The sequence below is a fragment of the Bradyrhizobium sp. CCBAU 53338 genome, from assembly GCF_015291665.1.
Taxonomy (GTDB): domain Bacteria; phylum Pseudomonadota; class Alphaproteobacteria; order Rhizobiales; family Xanthobacteraceae; genus Bradyrhizobium.
In genome coordinates this window covers 2,827,841-2,844,358 of sequence record NZ_CP030048.1, presented here as the reverse complement: position 1 = coordinate 2,844,358, position 16,518 = coordinate 2,827,841, and the positions used below count along the sequence as shown (strand labels likewise).

Here is a 16,518-nt window from a genome sequence, read left to right as displayed (position 1 = left end):
GCTCGCAGCCACATTCTGCAAAATACCCACTGCAGTAGCTATATCGTTCAAATAATTCAGCTTTTACCTTCCGGCCCCCGCGCCGCCCACCGGTACTGAGACACCGGCTGACGAGCCCGCCCCCAACCCCTCGATGTTGACGTTCTGGGTGGTTGGCGGCCGCTGGCCCATCGCCTTGGTGGGATCTCCCATATCCGGAAGCTGATCCACCGGCTGCCTGGTATTGCCATAGCGGGTGACGGCAGCACCGGCTCGCCGCGCGTCAGTGGCGATCCTGGTGTCGCCGACGTAGCGCGGCCACGGCGTGATGGTGTGGGTGACGGCGTTGACCTGCTTGGCATCGCCGGCGCTCATCGTGATGGTGTCGGAACGCTGGAAATAGCGGTCCACCTCGTCATGTCCGGCGAGCCCGTAACATCCTCCGAGCAGCAAGGGCGCGCACAGAGCCAGATACCTGATGGTCATCTCCCGCGTCCTTCAGTTGAGGGTTTTCACGACGGGCTGGTCGACAGCCGCGGCGGGGGGCGGAACGGGCGTCCGGATCTCGGGCGCGATGATGTGGCCGTAAGGCCCCTTCACCTCGCCGCCGGAATTGACGTAGTCATCGTAACGCTTGCGGACATCCATCTGGCCGTTGAGGAAGAAATCGACGTCATTGGCCGGCAGCCGTGAATCCAGCGGCGAGGCCAGTCGCTGCCCCGGCGCCGCCGGCGCAACCAGATGCGGCGTGACGATGATGACGAGATCGGTCTCCTGCTGCTGGTAGGACTTGCTGCTGAACAAGCTACCGAGCACCGGCACCGAGCCGATCCAGGGCAATTGCGAGACGTCCTGGCGGTTACGGGTCTGGAGCAGGCCGGCGATAGCGAAGCTCTGGCCGTCGCGCAGTTCCACGGTGGTCCGCGCGTCGCGGCGCGTCAGCGCAGGAACCGTCGTCCCTTGAATTGTCACTGCGTTGGAGAAATCAAGTTCGCTCACCGATGGCTCGACACGAAGGTTGATCACGCCACGCGAGAGGACAGTGGGAACGAAAGCAAGCTCGACACCGAACTTCTTGTAGTCAATCGTGACAGTCGGAAAACCGTTCGTCGTCGTGTTGGGGATCGGCACCGGAAACTCGCCACCAGCCAGGAAGCGCGCGGCATCCCCGGAGAGCGTGGTCAAGTTCGGCTCAGCCAGCCGGCGCGCCAATCCCTTGGTTTCCAGCGCAGAGATCAACAGGTCCACCGAGCCGCCGTTGCTGGTCCTGATGATGCTGGTTAGCAAGCTTCCGAACGGGGCCGGAGCAACGCCGCCTGCAGTGCCGACGAGCGTCCCGAGCGTTCCGAGGATCGGAAGACTTCCAGTAGGAGAAGCACCAACAGGAGAACCGCCGGTGTTACCACTGGGGTTTTGGATTGTGTTAATCCCACCGATCGGCTCTCGGACCGTCGCGCTAGTTGCACCGCCGCGCCCCGAATTTGCGACATTCGTCCCATTGGCATTCGCAGCATAGAGATTGACGCCCAAGTTGCGACCGGCGTCGCGACTAACCTCGAGAAAGCGCACCTCCAGCATCACCTGCTGCGGCGCCGCGACGCTCATCGCGTTGACGACGGTGCCGCCCTTGGCGACCGTGCCGGTGGCGATCGCCATCGCCCGCTCGGCGGCGACGGCATCGACCACCGTGCCGCTCAGCACCACCTGTCCCTCCGACGAGGAGACGCGAATACCCTGCGAGCCGGTGCTGGCGCGGATGTTCTGCTGCAGACTGTTGGTGTCGATCGAAACCTCGACATCGAGGATGCCGATCTGCTTCATCGCGGAGTCGAAAAGAATGACGTTGGTGGTGCCGGTCTGCTTGCCCTGGATGTAGATCAGGTGGTCGCTCAGCGACTTGACGTCGGCGATGTCGGACGAGCCAGCCACGATGGTCGCAAAGGCCTGTTCGACCCGGAAGGTCCTGGACTTGTTGACGATCACCTTGATGCGTTGGACGTCGTTCATCTCGCTGACGAACACACCACCGCCGGACACCCGCCGGTCGGCTGCACCGGCGTGATCCGCGGAGCCCGCCAAGGTAAATCCGGCGCTCAGAGCCAAAACGCTCAGGGCGAAACGCCTACCACCGGGCCCCATGAAAACGCGACCGCCACCCATCTCAAAACCCCTTGCCGCATTCTGCGGCTGTCCCCAACGATGCACTCCAGGGCGCCTCAACAACTCTCCTTCGCACGCAACGCCACAGAGCTTACAATTCGTTCCACTATAAACCGTTACCGGTTATTTTCTTTCCGGCGAACACATCGGGCCTAAAATCACTCCCGTATCCGCCCGGGGGCCAAGGCCCGCCGGCCGCGCTCGGCGGCCTGGAGATCATCAGCAATCCTTCGCGCCCTTGGCAAGGCGAGACCCCTACCGCAGCGCCGCAACGCCATAGAAAACCTGAGAATGTTGCCAGGAAGCACCACTTCTCACATAGGAACGGAAGAATAACTACGTACCTTAAGATGTTGTAGCTGGCTTTTAGCACAGTCCCGCAGACGTGCGTCGGTCGAAATAAACGTGGTCGCGGCGCGACTAATAGGGCGCGATTCGCGCCGAATTTCGGGTAAGCCGAAATCGTCAATAGTCGGCGGCGTAATGTCTCCATTGCCCCGCCTGGAGGCAGTGCAAAGCTGGAATTGCGGACGCAAAGCTAAACTGCGATTTTGTCTCAGTATGCTGCAAGGGTATTCTGAGCCACGTGGCTGACGGTTCCCCTCCATATTGGCAGCATGAAGCTGAAATTGTAGTTTGCGCTCGCAGTTATGCTCATCGCCCCGGTGCTGGTATTCATCGCGGATCGAGAAGCCGAAGGTGTTGCAGCGAACCCGGAAGTACTGAGAAACGGCACCACCGACTCTGCGGTAGCGACACTGTTCGCTCCGGTGGCTGGCAACGCGCATACCGCCGATTGAGACTGGGTCGCGCAGTAGATAAGGGTCTGCCGCACCAACTCACTTGACAGAGTGCGAACCGAATTCGCTGTTACGTAAAATCGCGCGACATCACTTATTGCAATGAAGATCAAGACAAACATCATGAAGACGAGCACCAGCTCAAACGAGACAGCCCCCAACCTATCACGACCTTTATTGAACACGAACTTCATAGCTGGCTCTGTTACTGAACGATCCTGACCAGAGAAGAGCATTCACGCTGGTCGCAGGCATACTCGCTGAGACCGTAACCAAAAATGGCGGATTGCAGGTGGTGCCCGTCGCAATCCCCGTACATCCTGTCGCTACTCCAGCGCAGGAACACGTCACGGCAGGCGTTCCACTCAATGTCCAGCCTGAGGGAAGAGCGTTTATTACGGCATTCTGAATGCCCACCGGATCGGTGGGGAAAAAGCGTGCATATTCTCCGCCCGCCCTAACAGCCGCATGTATCGCGATCCCTCGTTGCGTTACGTCGCCTATGCCGGCACCGGCAAGCAGCAACGTAAACAACGCCACCGCAATCATGACGAACTCAAATGCGGCCGCTCCGCGCTGATTTCGTACGAAATTAAGGCGCCTCATAGGTTGCCTCTACTGGACGAGGTTGACAGCCCGCACCTGAGCGGTCTGCGTGCCGGTAGTGCTGCATCCGCTTAGCTGTTCAGTTGCGTTGCCATTATAGTACACAGACCAAGCGACCAACGAGAAGCAGCTCTCTGCGGTAGCGAATGCATTGCCCGTTACACAGACGCTCGCATTGGGAAAATACATTCCCCCGTTCAATGTGACGGTCGAACTGCCCGTCAATGTGACCTGCGTGCTCCCGCAAGATCCTGCTTTCTGTTCCGGATATCGGTAGTCCATATAAAACAAAATGCCCTTGTAATTGGTGTCAGCATAAGCAGGGGTTTTCGTCGCGGTCATCGTTACCGTTCCCCCGGTAATGCTCAATTGGCCGAGTTTACTGGCGGAACTGCCCGTAAAAATAAAAGTACACCCATTGCAAATGAGCGTTCCGCCCGACACGGTGACTGATGAATTGTAGAAGAAATAGGTCCCCGACGGTAGCGTCCCTGTCGGCGGCCCTGGAGGGCTACTGCCTGCATTGTTAATTTTTAGATCGGCTCCGACGCAGAACACGCCAGGGGAGATAACATAAGGAGAAGTGGCTGTCTTGCTACTGCTACAATTCGTGGCGTTCACCGCAGAGGGAATAGCGGAGGAATCCGTTAAGAGCGCCTGATACGGATCTAGCGAAGGCGGCTGATACATCAGGCTGCCCTGCTGAGTGCAGGGACTACCGCTACCAGACTGAGTGCAACCGCCCGCTCCTACCAGAATAGCGTTCGCCTGAGTCTTATTAGCCCCAGCGCCGTTGAAAGAAATGGACTGAGGACCTGTCTTATTAGACGCCAAAGAGCAATTCGTTGCGGTGACTGCCGCGCTGCCGCTGAAAGCGAGTCCGCCCGCTAAAGCCAACGAACATGCTGGCCCTGACGTCGCGAGCTCGGCAGTCGCCACTTCAGTAACGTTCGTTGAGCCCGATCCCATGACGAGAGCCGTAAAGCTGCGAGGCACTGAACGAACGATGGTAGCCCTGACAGCATTGCAGGATGGTGAACAGGCTCCACTTCCATCAGCGCTGAAGCCACTGCTGTATGTGCCAGGCTGTACAGTAACTGTCGTTTGGTTTGCCCCCGACGTATATCCGTTGCTTGTCGCCATATCGATGCCTGCGGCTTGTGCGCTTGCAAATGTGCCTGATTGAATGAGCGCGAGAACACCGGCAATCGCGGCTGAGTCGGCGGTATTCTGTCCATGTCTTCGCTCAAGGTACCAAGTGCTGACCTCCATACCGAATCCAACCATGCCCATAAATCCGATCGAAGATACTATGAACATGAGGGCGCTTACGCCGCGCTTGTCGCGCATCAAACGCAAGATCGTTTTCGTAACGCTCTGAACAGCTTTCGGAGAGCTAACCCGGCCCATGACTTTCCCGTACCTAAATCTGCTTGAACGTGCGAATGAGATGCAGAAACGGACTTCCGCCGAGAATGACAAACATCGCCGGAAGCAGAAACAGCACCATCGGAATGGTGAGCTTGGCGCCCAGCTTGTGCGCCCGTTCCTCCAGCTTGGTAATGCGCTCGCGCCTAAGGTCGGCGGCGATCGTTCGCAAAGCCTGACCAAGGGGCGTGCCGTATTGCAGGCTCTGGCTCACCATGGTGCCGAAGCGGCGAAGTCCCTCGGAGGTGGCTCCCAGTTTCTCGAAGGCCTCGGCGCGACTGGGCAGGATCCGGAGATCGTCAAGCAAGCCGTACAGAACCCGGGCCATGGCGGGGTTGGTGTCGGACATTTCCTCCGCCACACGCTGCAGAGCGCTTTCCAGCCCCATGCCCGCTTCGCTGCAGACCACCAGCAGATCGATCATATCCGGCGTGCCGAGCCGAATGGCAGCATCGAAACGCCGCCTGAGCATATGGAGTGTAAGCCGAGGGCCCATGATACCGATCACCACTGCGACCAGGGTGAAGATCAGCACGTCCCCGAAAGGCCTTCCCGAAAGCTGGACGAAAAGAAAGACAACGACAGGCAGCAGGAACATGCAGACGATCTTGACGCCGATCCAGACCGGGAGCGTCCGGTAGTGATTGAAGCCTGCCGACTGGAGCACCGCTCGCAGCTGGTCCAGATTTTCCTCGGCGTAGAACCGCCTGTACCGCGTACCGATCGACGACAGCCAGCTCATCAGATCCTTCGAACGCGTCGATCGATCGGGGATGCCGAGCACTGCATTCGACACGCGCGCATCCAGGGTGCGGAGGTGCAGTTCGCGGATGATCAACACGAAGGTTGCAGCCGCCGCGGCGATCGCCAACGCAACAAATGCGAGACCGGCCGTCATAGTGCCGTCTCCCGCCGGATCATCCATCTTATCACGAAATGCCCGACGAGCACCGAGCCGACGGCGTAAGCCAATAACGTGTTTCCAACCGGATCATAGAACAACAGATCAATGGATTGCGGATTGATCATGTATAACAAACCACCCACGAGAAGCGGCGCCATCGACAACGCGCGCGAGGAAAAGATGACCTCTCCTGCAAGCGCCTTGGCGCGCGCGGCGAGCGCGACGCGCTGACTCACGGTCTCTCCCAGAATCTGCAATGTTTCGGCCAGACTGCCGCCCGACTTCAACTGGACGGCAAGCGTCACCGCAAACATCGCATACTCGGCCACCTGCGTTCGCCGATAAACGGCTTCCACGGCCTCCTCCGGAGGTCTTCCGACGCTCAGCTCGCTGCAGACGACGGCAAACTGTCCCGCCGTGGGCTGCGGCATCTCGCGAGCGATGGCGCGAAAAGCCTCGTTGACGGGTAACCCGGCTCGAACGGTGCTCGTCACGAGTTGAATCGCGTCAGGTAGCTGCCGGAAAAGCCGATTGGCAAAGCTGCGTTGCTGCCACCCAAATAGACCTCGCACCACTACAAGCGCGCCGATAGCAGCTGCGATCGAAACATAAAGCGAGGAAAACGCAAACAGACGATTCGCATAAAGGATCGCTGACGCTGCGACCACGCCGGCAAGCAGCACGTAGGCCGGGTGACACGCATAAACGATGCCCGGACGATAGTTGGCGAGACGATGCAAAAACTGCGAGCGGGTGCCATTTTCGAGCCTACGGATCGAAGGCAAACTTGCCGCAAGTGAGCTGGGCAAGGCCGTCGTCAGTTGGCGTTCCATACGCCGCTGCCGTCCGTCGAGCCACAGCGACACCGCCGTCGCGCACAGCAGGAGCATCAGAACCGCTACGATCACGGATTGCGGTATCATATGTGCCTCATTGCCTCGTCCCAATCCCGATCGAGTCCATAATAGACAAGACGGCTCTTGAATTTCGGAACCGCGTGCGTCGACCGGTATGCCCCCGATATGCGCCCGTGAACGTCCTCTTCCTTGTACTCGAAGGCCGCGATGTCGTTGGTCGTGATCACCTCGCCTTCCAGACCGATCACCTCGGTGATCTGGACGATGCGGCGCTGCCCGTCGCGCATGCGTTCGACCTGGACGATGAGATCCAGCGCGGCAACGATCTGGGACCGGATCGCCCGCGACGGCAGATTGACCTGTCCCATCTGCACCATGTTCTCGACGCGGGTCAGGGCATCGCGGGTGCTGTTGGCGTGCACGGTGGAGATCGAGCCGTCATGCCCGGTGTTCATGGCCTGGAGCATGTCGAAGGCCTCGGCGCCGCGGACCTCGCCGACGACGATCCGGTCGGGACGCATGCGCAGGGCGTTCCAGAGGAGATCGCGCTGCGTCACCTGCCCGGTGCCCTCGAGGCTCGGCGGGCGCGTCTCGAGGCTGATCACGTGCGGCTGCTGAAGCTGCAGCTCCGCTGCGTCCTCGATGGTGACGATGCGCTCCCGGGGATCGATGAACTGGCTCATGGCGTTGAGCAGCGTGGTCTTGCCGGAGCCGGTGCCGCCGGAGACCAGGACGTTGAGCCGGGACCTGCCGGCGATTTCCAACAGTTGCGCAATGGCCGGGGTCATCGACCCGTTATCGACCATCCCAGCCATGTCCAGACGGCGACTGGGAAACTTGCGGATGGAGATGCAGGGACTGTGGATCGCGAGCGGCGGCAGGATGATGTTGACACGGCTGCCGTCCGGCAGGCGGCAGTCCACCATCGGGCTGGATTCGTCGACGCGCCGGCCGACCTGAGCCGCGATCTTCTGCGCCACCGAGGCGATGTGGTCGTTGTCGCGGAACCGCACCGCGATCCGCTCCAGCTTGCCGCTTCGCTCGACATAGACGTTGCTGGGACCGTTGATCATGATGTCGCTGATCGTCTGATCGAGCAGGAGCGGACGCAGCGGGCCGTAGCCGGTCATGTCGTCGGCGATCTCGTCCGCGAGCAAAATCTGCTCGCGGCCCGACAGTTCGAGCCGGTCATGGTTGGCGATGCCGTGGATGATCTCCTCGACCTGCCGCCGCAGGATATCGCGCGACACGGTCGCCGCCGCCGCGGGATCGATCTGCTCGATGACCCGTTCGCGCAGCGACGCAGGCATCACGGGGTGATGAACCTCGCTTTCCTCGCGCCTCGTCAGCACGACGGGCGCCGAAGCAAGCACGTCCTGATGTGACGACGGCAGACCTGCCGTCGCCGCGCCCGGCAACGGCGGAGGAGAACCCGACGCCGGAACGGGTACGCGATCCGGCATGTCGTCCGGGCGTCGACCGAATTTCTTCATAGCCCGATCAGCCTCCTCAGCCGGCCCTTCTGCTCGGCGCCGACACCCGTGATCTCCCGGACGATCGGGGCGAGGTGGCGCCGCAATCTTCTGACGTGCTTGAGCGCGGGGATGCCGAGATTGACCGCCTGGGTCATGCCCTTGCCGAGATCCGGGATCACCATGTCCGGTTCGGCGCCCAGCGCCTTGACCATCGTGGGCCTCGGAAGCCCGCCGGCGCGATCGGCCCGGTTGAGCAGCGTGAACACGCGGTCCTTGCCGGCGATGTTCGTGACCGCGGTGCGGAGCGCATGGGCGTTGCGCAACCCGGTCACCTCGGCCTCCAGCAGCACCAGCACGTGGCGCGACAGACTGATGACCGGGTGCATCGACGGCGGAAACGGCACCGGCATGTCGACGATGACGTAGTTGAAGCGCTGGCGGAGCAGGCCGAGTACATGCCGCACCCCGGCCTCTGTGATGTCGAGCTGCGCATCGAGCTCCTCATCGGCCGATATCAGGGACACGCGCTCGTTGATCTCGATCGCCGCGCGCTCGATGAACAGGGTGTCGGCCCGCATCGGATTTTCCAGGGCAATGCGCAGCCCCGGCCCGGGACGAACGCCCAGCATCACGGCCGTCTCGCCGCCCTGCAGATGCAGATCGAGCAGCGCGACCTTGGCCTTGGTGGTCTCGGCGACCTGGAGCGCGAGATTGATGGCGATGCTGGTCGCCCCGGCGCCGCCTTGCGCGCCGCAGATCGAGACTACATGCCCGCCGCGGTCGGCTTGAACGTGCGAGGTGTCCCCGAGCAATTTCGGACGGAGCTGGTCCAGCACGATATCCCGCGTGAGCGGCTTCGGGAGATACTCGGTCAGGCCGAGCTCCATCAGCTCACGGTAGAAAGTGATCTCCCTGTTGTCACCGACCAGCGCCACGCGGACATCCGGCGGGCAGACGCCGGCCAGGCGTTCCAGCTCGGGAAACGGATCGTCAATGCCGCTGATGTCGGCCACCAGGGCGAACAGATCGGTGTCCGTCTCCAGCATCTTGATGGCATTGCGGATCGTGCCGTGCCTGACAGCGAGATTACTGCCTTCGAGGCCCTTGCCGAGCGCGCCTGCACTGACCTCGTCATTGACGAAACAGACGATCCGGTTGCGGGTGACGATGGATGTCGTTTCTTCGGGCGGAGTGATCACGGCCATGTTCATCAATGCTTCTCCGGCAACCTGGCGGCGTAGCCAGTGGCGCTTGCGGTGCGCTCCGCAGCTTCCGATCCATCGCAGCTCACAGCCGCATCGACGTCTTCGGCGTCCTGCTTCCTGACCGTGTATTGCCTGACCTCGCCGCCCGAATGAACCACCACCGCCGTCCGCTGGCCGGCGATGGCATTCTGGCGCGCAAGCTCCGGCGAGACGTCGCAGCTCGAAATCGCGCCGGTGTCACCCTTGTCCCACTGATCGATCGCCGCCCGTACCGCCAGGGACAGCGTCCCGAGCTGCTTGGCCACCGTGACCTTCTTGACCTGCTCCTGGGTCAGCTCCAACGACACCGTCTGCGGCATCTTGCCGGCGACGGAGGCAATTCCGCGCCCGCCCTGCACGATCTCCTGGTCGATCGCGATGACCCGGACGTTGCGCAGAACCGTCTCGCTCATTGCGCGGCGCGCGGGATCCGCCTTCTCGAACACCTGGGTCAGCACGACGTCGACGTGGTCGCCCGGCCTGACCAAGCCCGAGACGCCTGATTCCTCATCGACCTTGATGCTGATGGCCCGGCTGTCCGGCGCCAGCACGCTGGCGAGGAAGCCGCGATCGCGCGGGCGCAGGATGTCCTGCAAGGTGATAGGGCTGCCGGCATCGACGAACTTGCGAACCAGCGACCCGGGAAGCCCGGCGGTGGATTCAGGTGTTTCGAGGATCGCCCCGGTCGGGACGCGCTCGGGCGGCACCTGGCGGAGCGTGAAATCCTCCTGGCGGGCCAATGTCCCCTTGGGCAGGGGCCGGGCCGCTACGAAATAGCCGACCGTGGCGGGCGCGGCCGGACCCTTTTCGGCAACCTGCGCGGGAACCTGTCTCGGCAGGTTCATGTTGTAGGCAATGAGCCCGAGCGCCGTTGTTGCAAGCAACAACACCATGATGATCGAGATGCGCAAAGCGGATGACATGTCAAAATCCTCGACTGAAAATGGCCCAGATGCCGCCGCAGGCGATGGCAACACCGTAAGGCAGCGGCGCGTGGCGCAAATGGCGCCAACGCTCGACCGCGTAGACCCGGCGCACCAGCGACGAACCGGCGGGCGCCAGCCGGGGATAAGGCAGGTTCCGCATCATCACGTGCCAAATGGCGAGAATACCGCCGGCCAGCGCAGTAACGGTCAACAATTGAATAATGTCGCTAAAGGGAAGTCCGACCGCCAGAGCGGTCAGCAGCTTGACGTCGCCGCCACCCATCCATCCTCGCAAGTAGACGACGAACAGAAGAGAAAACAGGACGACAGCAGCGAATAATGACTCAACGAGCTGGGCCGGATGTGCAAACTGACTGATAATTCCAAGGAGCGCCAGCGCCAGACAGATCTCATTCCGGATCAGTCGTGTCGCCACATCAGAAGCTGCGACGTGAAGCAACAACAAGACTTCCAGAATATATGTGATCCAAGCAATAGAACTCATCAAACGCTGGCCTCAAATGAGGGATTTACGAATCGGGTGGTAGAAAATGTTCCACCAGTCCAGCAGCCATTTTTATCCTCCAACAGCAGCATTGAGTGCAGAAACGATGGTGTTTAGTGCGGTCGTCAGCGTATTCTTGATAACCCCGCCTGCACCGTTATTGAAAACGCTCCCCACAACCGCGATGATGCAAGCCGCAAGCACCACGTACTCGAAAGACACCACACCGCCTTTGTCGGTGCCGAGACCCTTGAACGCGGCTATTATTTTCAACCGGTGCGTAAACATGGAAAGTTTCCCGACGCCAGAAAACTCTTTGACGAGAACCCCGCCAACTTAATCGCTTAAAAAAAAATGAGTTGAACGCATGCGAGTGAGGCGGGACAGAGGACAATCCCAATGTCCCGCCTTTCGATCAGAACATCAGGTTCCGACGGCTGTGGTTACCTTGCCGCTGATAGCTGTGATTGCATCGGACAGCGCCTTGCCGATGCCCGTTCCCGCGCTCGTACCGAATGCGGCCGCCACCGCAGCGACGATGCACGCAGCAACGATGACGTACTCAAACGACACGACACCGCGCGTGTCCGAACGCAGCTGCTTCAGGGCTTCGGTGGTCTTGATGTAATATTTCAGCATAGTGGAATATCCCTCGTTACTAAGATTAACTGGTCATTAGCGTTGGCAATAAAATTCAGCCAACTGCTAAAACTCTAATATTTCTCCTGAAAGTTGTCACCTGCTAATCGTTTTTTAACCTTACTCGGGGCGCCCCGGAAGATTACGGCCGGGAACCCGAACCCGTCAGGCGGTTAAAAAGGCAAAGTCCCGTTAAATTGCGGGTTAATTGCACCTGCAATAGGCAAACCAACAGCCCACATGAGCCGAGGTGAGCGGCAGACAAAACAAGCCTCATGATCGCCCCCGAGCTTGTCGGGGGCGCCGCGGCTCCGCAAAGCGGAAATTCCGAAGGCCGGCAGGCCGCAGGCGTCAACGGCTATGCGCCTGGCGCCGCGGCCGGCCCTGCCAGGCCGTCTGTCACGGAGACTCTTTCGCCGGCGTGGCGCTGCTGCCCTCGCTCCGCTGCTGCTGGGCCTCCGGCGTCGCCCCGTAAGGCAGCGGCTTGGCATCGAAGTCGGCGCGGCCGCAGGAGATTCTGGTGCAGAAAAAGCCGACATAATCCGTCTCCCTCCGGTGAGGGCCGCCTTGTCGGGTTGATGCAGGTGCTGTGTAACAGCCCTTATGGACAGCAATAAATTCAGTACTCAGATCGAACGGTTCGAGGTTGTCGAGACCGGCCGCCGCCGGCGCTGGACCGATGATGAGAAGCTCAAAATCGTCCTGGAGAGTTTGCAAGCACCGCGCGCGGTCTCGTCGACGGCACGACGGTATGGCATCTCTCGCTCGCTCTTGTTGACTTGGCGACGATCGTTTGGGGCGCGGACGAACGACATTGAACAGCCTCAGCCAGCCTTTGTGCCTGCGACGGTGATGGCGGACCAACCGCCGGTGCCGCCAATAGCTTTGGCGGGGCCAGCGAGCGGACGCATGGAGATTGTCATCGGCAAGGGCTGTCGGGTGATCGTGGACGCCGGCGTTGATATGACCGCGTTGTCTCGCGTGTTGGATCTGCTGGAGCGGCGATGATCCCGATCGCGGCAGGGGCAAGAATCTGGATCGCGACCGGTCACACTGACATGCGCAAAGGCATGCAGGGTCTGGCATTGCTGGTGCAGGAGGGGCTGGGGCGAGATCCTTTTGCCGGCGACGTCTTCGTGTTCCGTGGTCGTGCTGGCACACTGATCAAGGCGCTTTGGCACGACGGGATCGGGCTATCGCTCTACGCCAAACGGCTGGACCATGGGCGCTTCATCTGGCCCGCGACGGTGGATGGGGTGGTGTCGCTGACGGCAGCTCAGATGGGCTATTTGCTGGAGGCGATCGACTGGCGCAATCCGCAACACAGCTGGCGGCCGCAGAGCGCCGGATAGGTTGCGCAATAGTCCCGTGAGATTGCAAAAAGCGCGCGCCAAATCGCGGTTTTTGTGATTCCATCGATGCATGGGTGACGGTCCCGAGAAGCTGCCGGAAGATATTGAGGCGCTCCAAGCGGCGTTGCTGGCGACGCGTGCCGAACTCGCCAGCGTTCGCGCCCAGCAGTCCGACGACCATGCGCTGATCGCTCACCTGAAGCTGCAGATCAAAAAGCTGAACCGTGATCGCCATGGCCCTCGCTCGGAGCGTACCGCAAGGCTGCTGGATCAGCTCGAACTGACGTTGGAGGAGCTCGAGGCTTCAGCGACTGAGGACGAACTCGCTGCCGAAATGGCCGCGGCCAAGACGACAAAGGTGGCCTCGTTCACGCGCAAGCGGCCGTCGCGCCAGCCGTTCCCGGAGCATCTGCCTCGCGAGCGGGTGCTCGTGCCGGGACCGACGTCGTGCATCTGCTGCGGCGGTTTGCGGCTGTCCAAGCTTGGCGAGGACATCACCGAGACGCTGGAGGTGATCCCGAAATCCTGGAAGGTGATCCAGCACGTCCGGGAGAAGTTCAGCTGCCGTGATTGCGAGAAAATCAGCCAGGCCCCGGCGCCGTTCCACGTCATCGCTCGTGGTTGGGCCGGCCCCAGCTTGCTGGCAATGGTGCTGTTCGAGAAGTTCGGTCAGCACCAGCCGCTAAACCGGCAGGCCGAGCGCTATGCTAAAGAGGGCGTGCCGCTCAGCCTGTCGACCCTGGCCGACCAGGTTGGTGGCTGCACGGCGGCGCTGATGCCTTTGTTCAAGCGCCTCGAGGCCCACGTGCTGAGCGCCGAGCGATTGCACGGAGATGACACGACGGTGCCGGTCCTGGCCAAAGGCAAGACCGATACCGGTCGAATCTGGGTCTATGTGCGCGACGACAAGCCGTTTGGCGGCCAAGCCCCGCCGGGGACAGTGTTTTATTACTCGCGCGATCGCGCCGGCGAGCATCCCCAAGCCCATCTAGCCGGCTACAGCGGCATCTTCCAGGCCGATGCCTATAGCGGCTATGGCAAGCTTTACGAGGCGGGCCGCAACGCAGGTCCGATCCTGGAAGCCGCGTGTTGGGTCCATGCCCGGCGACCGTTCTTCGTAATGGCTGATCTGGCGGAAAATGCGCGCCGCAAGGTACAGGGCAGAAAGCCTGCGGTGATCTCGCCGCTGGCGCTGGAAGCAGTCCGCCGGATCGATGCCTTGTTCGAGATCGAGCGCGGCATCAACGGCGAGAAGCCCGAGCGGCGCCGGGCCGTGCGCCAGGAGCTCAGCGCGCCGCTCGCCGCCGATTTGGAAGGATGGATGCGTGAGCAACGCGCCAAGCTCTCTCGGCGCAACGACGTTGCCAAGGCGATGGACTACATGCTCAAGCGCTGGGGCTCGTTCACCCGCTTCCTTGAGGACGGCCGCATCTGCCTGTCGAACAACGCCGCCGAACGAGCCCTGCGCGGCATCGCTTTGGGGCGGAAGTCTTGGCTGTTCTGTGGCTCCGACCGCGGCGGCGACCGGGCCGCGATGATGTACAGCCTCATCGTCACAGCCAAAATGAACGACGTCGATCCACAAGCCTGGCTCGCCGACGTCCTGGCGCGCATCGCTGCACATCCGCTCCAACAGCTCGACGAACTTCTGCCCTGGAATTGGCGCAACCGAAACAACCAAGTCAACCAAGCCGCCTGAATAACCGCTCCGCGGTACTCACCGGATGCTTACCATAATCCTCACTTCGGCGTGGTACATCTTCACCAGTCCCTGGGTCTGGTCCACGATGACGTTGGCGCGGTGGACGACCTGACTGTCGGCGCATAGGCCGTCATCATCAGCCGACCGGCCTTCAGGCCCCGGATCGCGAAGACGCGATCGGTTGCCGGAATGACCTGCGCGATGTCTTCGACCGAAAGGGAGAACCTTTCCACCGGCTGATCCAACGTGGAGGTGCCGGCCTGCGGGCCTGCTCAATCGTGGATCGTTGAAGCAGATCGCGCTATCGCTCCAGCCGTTCGCCTGACGCGGTTCTGCCTAGCTCCAGCTGGTTACGTAAACTCGCCAACGAGTTGCTGCGTTTCGGCCACCGCCGCCTGTTCGTCTTGCGAGGGAGGGCGAGCCCTGGGATCAAACGGTTCTACCGTCTTTAGCGCGAATAAAGCTCACCGGTTGCAAGCGGAGGGCTCGCCGCGGAGACCCGAATCAACGAGCTAATTGCTTCCGACCTCCGCGCCGTGAGCAGGTACTTCATTCTTGCACAAAGCACCCGGGCCGGCATCTCGCAACAGAACGCGAAGTATCAACAAAACTAGCCCTACAACGGCGAAGCCGCCAAACGAAGCAACCTGATGCTCGATCAAATCAACGTTTTCGTTCAGAGTTCCCACGCGCAAAGCTTGGAGGACTCCCGAACATTCCGCAAACAGCATCATGCTGTATATGGTTATGCGCTCACCCGCATTTGCCCGCCTTGTGATTTCGGGCAGCAAAATGGCAATGCCCATACCGAGGATAAGCAAATCGTAATCGTACGCGTAAGGGCTGATCAACAGCGAGGTAACCGCCGCCAGACCCACGCACCAGCGCGTCGGTAGTCTGCGGTAGAGCACGAAGGCGATAATGAACAGGGAAAGGATCGCCGCGACGACCTGACCCAAAAACGCCAGCGAAGCGGGAAATCCGGCTGTTCGGAGCCCAGCATAGACCGACACCATTCGATACAATGGGTAGACGCCGCCGCGGGCAAGCGAATCAGCGGAAGCGTGTACGCTTACAAAGAAGGCGCTCCAGATACCGGGGCCGAGCAATACGGTGCAAATGATAGAACTCGAAAGAACCACACCAATTGCTATGACAAGCGCGATCCAGCGGCGTGCTAATACGACATACACAGCGAAAGCGACAGCAAGGTGTGGCTTGACCACCATTGCACCAAGGCTCAGTCCAGCCACTACCTGCCGTCGTTCGATTGTCAGACACGCAAGGCCGATAAGCCCCCCCGTCAGAAAGCCATTCTGACCTCCGATAAGCGTGATCAGCAAACTGGGCAGAAGCAGGAACGATATTAGCGTGAAGCCGCTCTGGGAAATCGCCTTAAGTATCAGAAGGTAGAAGCTTAGCGTTGCCGCAACAAAAAGGAAGTATGCCCCTCCGACAGGCAGGAGGGCCAAGGGAGCGACCAGCAAATCGAACTGGGGCGGATATGTCCAGGGCATGGGTTTAAACGGTCCGCCGGACGCATCCATCTCCATCCTGAGCATTTGATCAATATAGTAGGCCCGCTCGACGTCGCCATGCCAAACCCTTTGAGCGACAATGTAAAATGTATCGAAATCGAGGATCTTCCTATTCTGCCACCTCCCCCATCGGGAAAACCAGCTTGTCATCAGGAGAAGAACAACCGTCAGGACCTCTATAAGATAGCGCGCATACCTCGTTTGCCTTCCTGTAAATAATTCGGCCAAGTCCGATGACTTCATTAGATACGACTTTCAGAAAAAGGATTGACTTATATAATTCCTGGGCTCGTATGATTACACTTCCCAACGATAGACTAAAACCAACAATAGCAGGGGCACTAGTGTGGGTCTGACCTTAAGCCATGGACCTTAGCTCAGCCGACACATCTGCAAATGCGGC

Annotated in this window: 17 protein-coding genes; 3 read left to right on the top strand and 14 right to left on the bottom strand. The window is 60.5% G+C overall.

All coding sequences use genetic code 11. The features are described 5' to 3' along the window. Positions 1 to 63: 63 nt before the first annotated feature. The 12 genes from XH90_RS13105 to XH90_RS13050 all read right to left on the bottom strand — a co-directional run bounded on the left by XH90_RS13105 (position 64) and on the right by XH90_RS13050 (position 11,523). Positions 64 to 465, bottom strand: a complete 402-nt coding sequence (locus tag XH90_RS13105; RefSeq protein WP_194481872.1) for a hypothetical protein — start codon at positions 463 to 465, stop codon at positions 64 to 66. Positions 466 to 477: 12 nt separating this feature from the next. Next, positions 478 to 2,139 carry a type II and III secretion system protein family protein gene (locus XH90_RS13100; RefSeq protein ID WP_194481871.1) on the bottom strand — a complete coding sequence of 554 codons (1,662 nt, stop codon included), beginning with the start codon at positions 2,137 to 2,139 and terminating at the stop codon, positions 478 to 480. Positions 2,140 to 2,695: 556 nt separating this feature from the next. Then, the gene (locus XH90_RS13095; protein ID WP_194481870.1) at positions 2,696 to 3,133 is read right to left on the bottom strand and encodes a hypothetical protein; all 438 of its coding nucleotides are present in this window, start codon (positions 3,131 to 3,133) and stop codon (positions 2,696 to 2,698) included. 421 nt (positions 3,134 to 3,554) lie between these two features. Then, positions 3,555 to 4,895 (bottom strand): pilus assembly protein TadG-related protein, encoded by a 1,341-nt coding sequence (locus XH90_RS13090; protein ID WP_194481869.1) that lies wholly within the window; start codon positions 4,893 to 4,895, stop codon positions 3,555 to 3,557. Between the two features lie 73 nt (positions 4,896 to 4,968). Continuing rightward, positions 4,969 to 5,871 carry a type II secretion system F family protein gene (locus XH90_RS13085; RefSeq protein ID WP_194481868.1) on the bottom strand — a complete coding sequence of 301 codons (903 nt, stop codon included), beginning with the start codon at positions 5,869 to 5,871 and terminating at the stop codon, positions 4,969 to 4,971. Continuing rightward, positions 5,868 to 6,800: a type II secretion system F family protein gene (locus XH90_RS13080; RefSeq protein WP_194481867.1), complete on the bottom strand. Its 933-nt coding sequence runs from the start codon at positions 6,798 to 6,800 to the stop codon at positions 5,868 to 5,870. Before XH90_RS13080 ends, XH90_RS13085 begins: the two co-directional genes overlap by 4 nt. Next, entirely contained in the window at positions 6,797 to 8,227 is a 1,431-nt protein-coding gene (locus XH90_RS13075) for a CpaF family protein (protein WP_194481866.1), read from the bottom strand. Before XH90_RS13075 ends, XH90_RS13080 begins: the two co-directional genes overlap by 4 nt. After that, on the bottom strand, positions 8,224 to 9,420 hold the full coding sequence (locus XH90_RS13070; protein ID WP_194481865.1) for an AAA family ATPase: 1,197 nt from the start codon (positions 9,418 to 9,420) through the stop codon (positions 8,224 to 8,226). Before XH90_RS13070 ends, XH90_RS13075 begins: the two co-directional genes overlap by 4 nt. Then, positions 9,420 to 10,376, bottom strand: a complete 957-nt coding sequence (cpaB, locus tag XH90_RS13065) for a Flp pilus assembly protein CpaB (protein WP_194481864.1) — start codon at positions 10,374 to 10,376, stop codon at positions 9,420 to 9,422. The genes XH90_RS13070 and cpaB overlap by 1 nt, the downstream gene beginning before the upstream one ends. Position 10,377: 1 nt before the next feature. Further along, positions 10,378 to 10,884, bottom strand: coding sequence for a prepilin peptidase (locus tag XH90_RS13060; protein ID WP_194481863.1), 507 nt, complete (start codon positions 10,882 to 10,884; stop codon positions 10,378 to 10,380). Between the two features lie 72 nt (positions 10,885 to 10,956). Further along, complete coding sequence (locus tag XH90_RS13055; protein ID WP_194481862.1) at positions 10,957 to 11,172, bottom strand: hypothetical protein; 216 nt, start codon at positions 11,170 to 11,172, stop codon at positions 10,957 to 10,959. 135 nt (positions 11,173 to 11,307) lie between these two features. Next, positions 11,308 to 11,523 (bottom strand): hypothetical protein, encoded by a 216-nt coding sequence (locus tag XH90_RS13050; RefSeq protein ID WP_194481861.1) that lies wholly within the window; start codon positions 11,521 to 11,523, stop codon positions 11,308 to 11,310. Between the two features lie 603 nt (positions 11,524 to 12,126). On the opposite strand from XH90_RS13050, the gene XH90_RS13045 reads away from it, so the two are divergent. The 3 genes from XH90_RS13045 to XH90_RS13035 all read left to right on the top strand — a co-directional run bounded on the left by XH90_RS13045 (position 12,127) and on the right by XH90_RS13035 (position 14,574). Next, complete coding sequence (locus XH90_RS13045) at positions 12,127 to 12,531, top strand: transposase (protein WP_194481052.1); 405 nt, start codon at positions 12,127 to 12,129, stop codon at positions 12,529 to 12,531. After that, positions 12,528 to 12,875 carry an IS66 family insertion sequence element accessory protein TnpB gene (gene tnpB, locus XH90_RS13040; RefSeq protein ID WP_194481050.1) on the top strand — a complete coding sequence of 116 codons (348 nt, stop codon included), beginning with the start codon at positions 12,528 to 12,530 and terminating at the stop codon, positions 12,873 to 12,875. The genes XH90_RS13045 and tnpB overlap by 4 nt, the downstream gene beginning before the upstream one ends. Positions 12,876 to 12,945: 70 nt before the next feature. Next, complete coding sequence (locus XH90_RS13035; protein WP_194481048.1) at positions 12,946 to 14,574, top strand: IS66 family transposase; 1,629 nt, start codon at positions 12,946 to 12,948, stop codon at positions 14,572 to 14,574. A gap of 62 nt (positions 14,575 to 14,636) precedes the next feature. Here the strand turns inward: XH90_RS13035 and XH90_RS13030 are convergent, their stop codons facing one another. Beyond that, positions 14,637 to 14,810 (bottom strand): hypothetical protein, encoded by a 174-nt coding sequence (locus XH90_RS13030; RefSeq protein WP_194481860.1) that lies wholly within the window; start codon positions 14,808 to 14,810, stop codon positions 14,637 to 14,639. A gap of 279 nt (positions 14,811 to 15,089) precedes the next feature. After that, positions 15,090 to 16,343: a glycosyltransferase family 87 protein gene (locus XH90_RS13025; RefSeq protein ID WP_194481859.1), complete on the bottom strand. Its 1,254-nt coding sequence runs from the start codon at positions 16,341 to 16,343 to the stop codon at positions 15,090 to 15,092. Positions 16,344 to 16,518 lie beyond the last annotated feature (175 nt).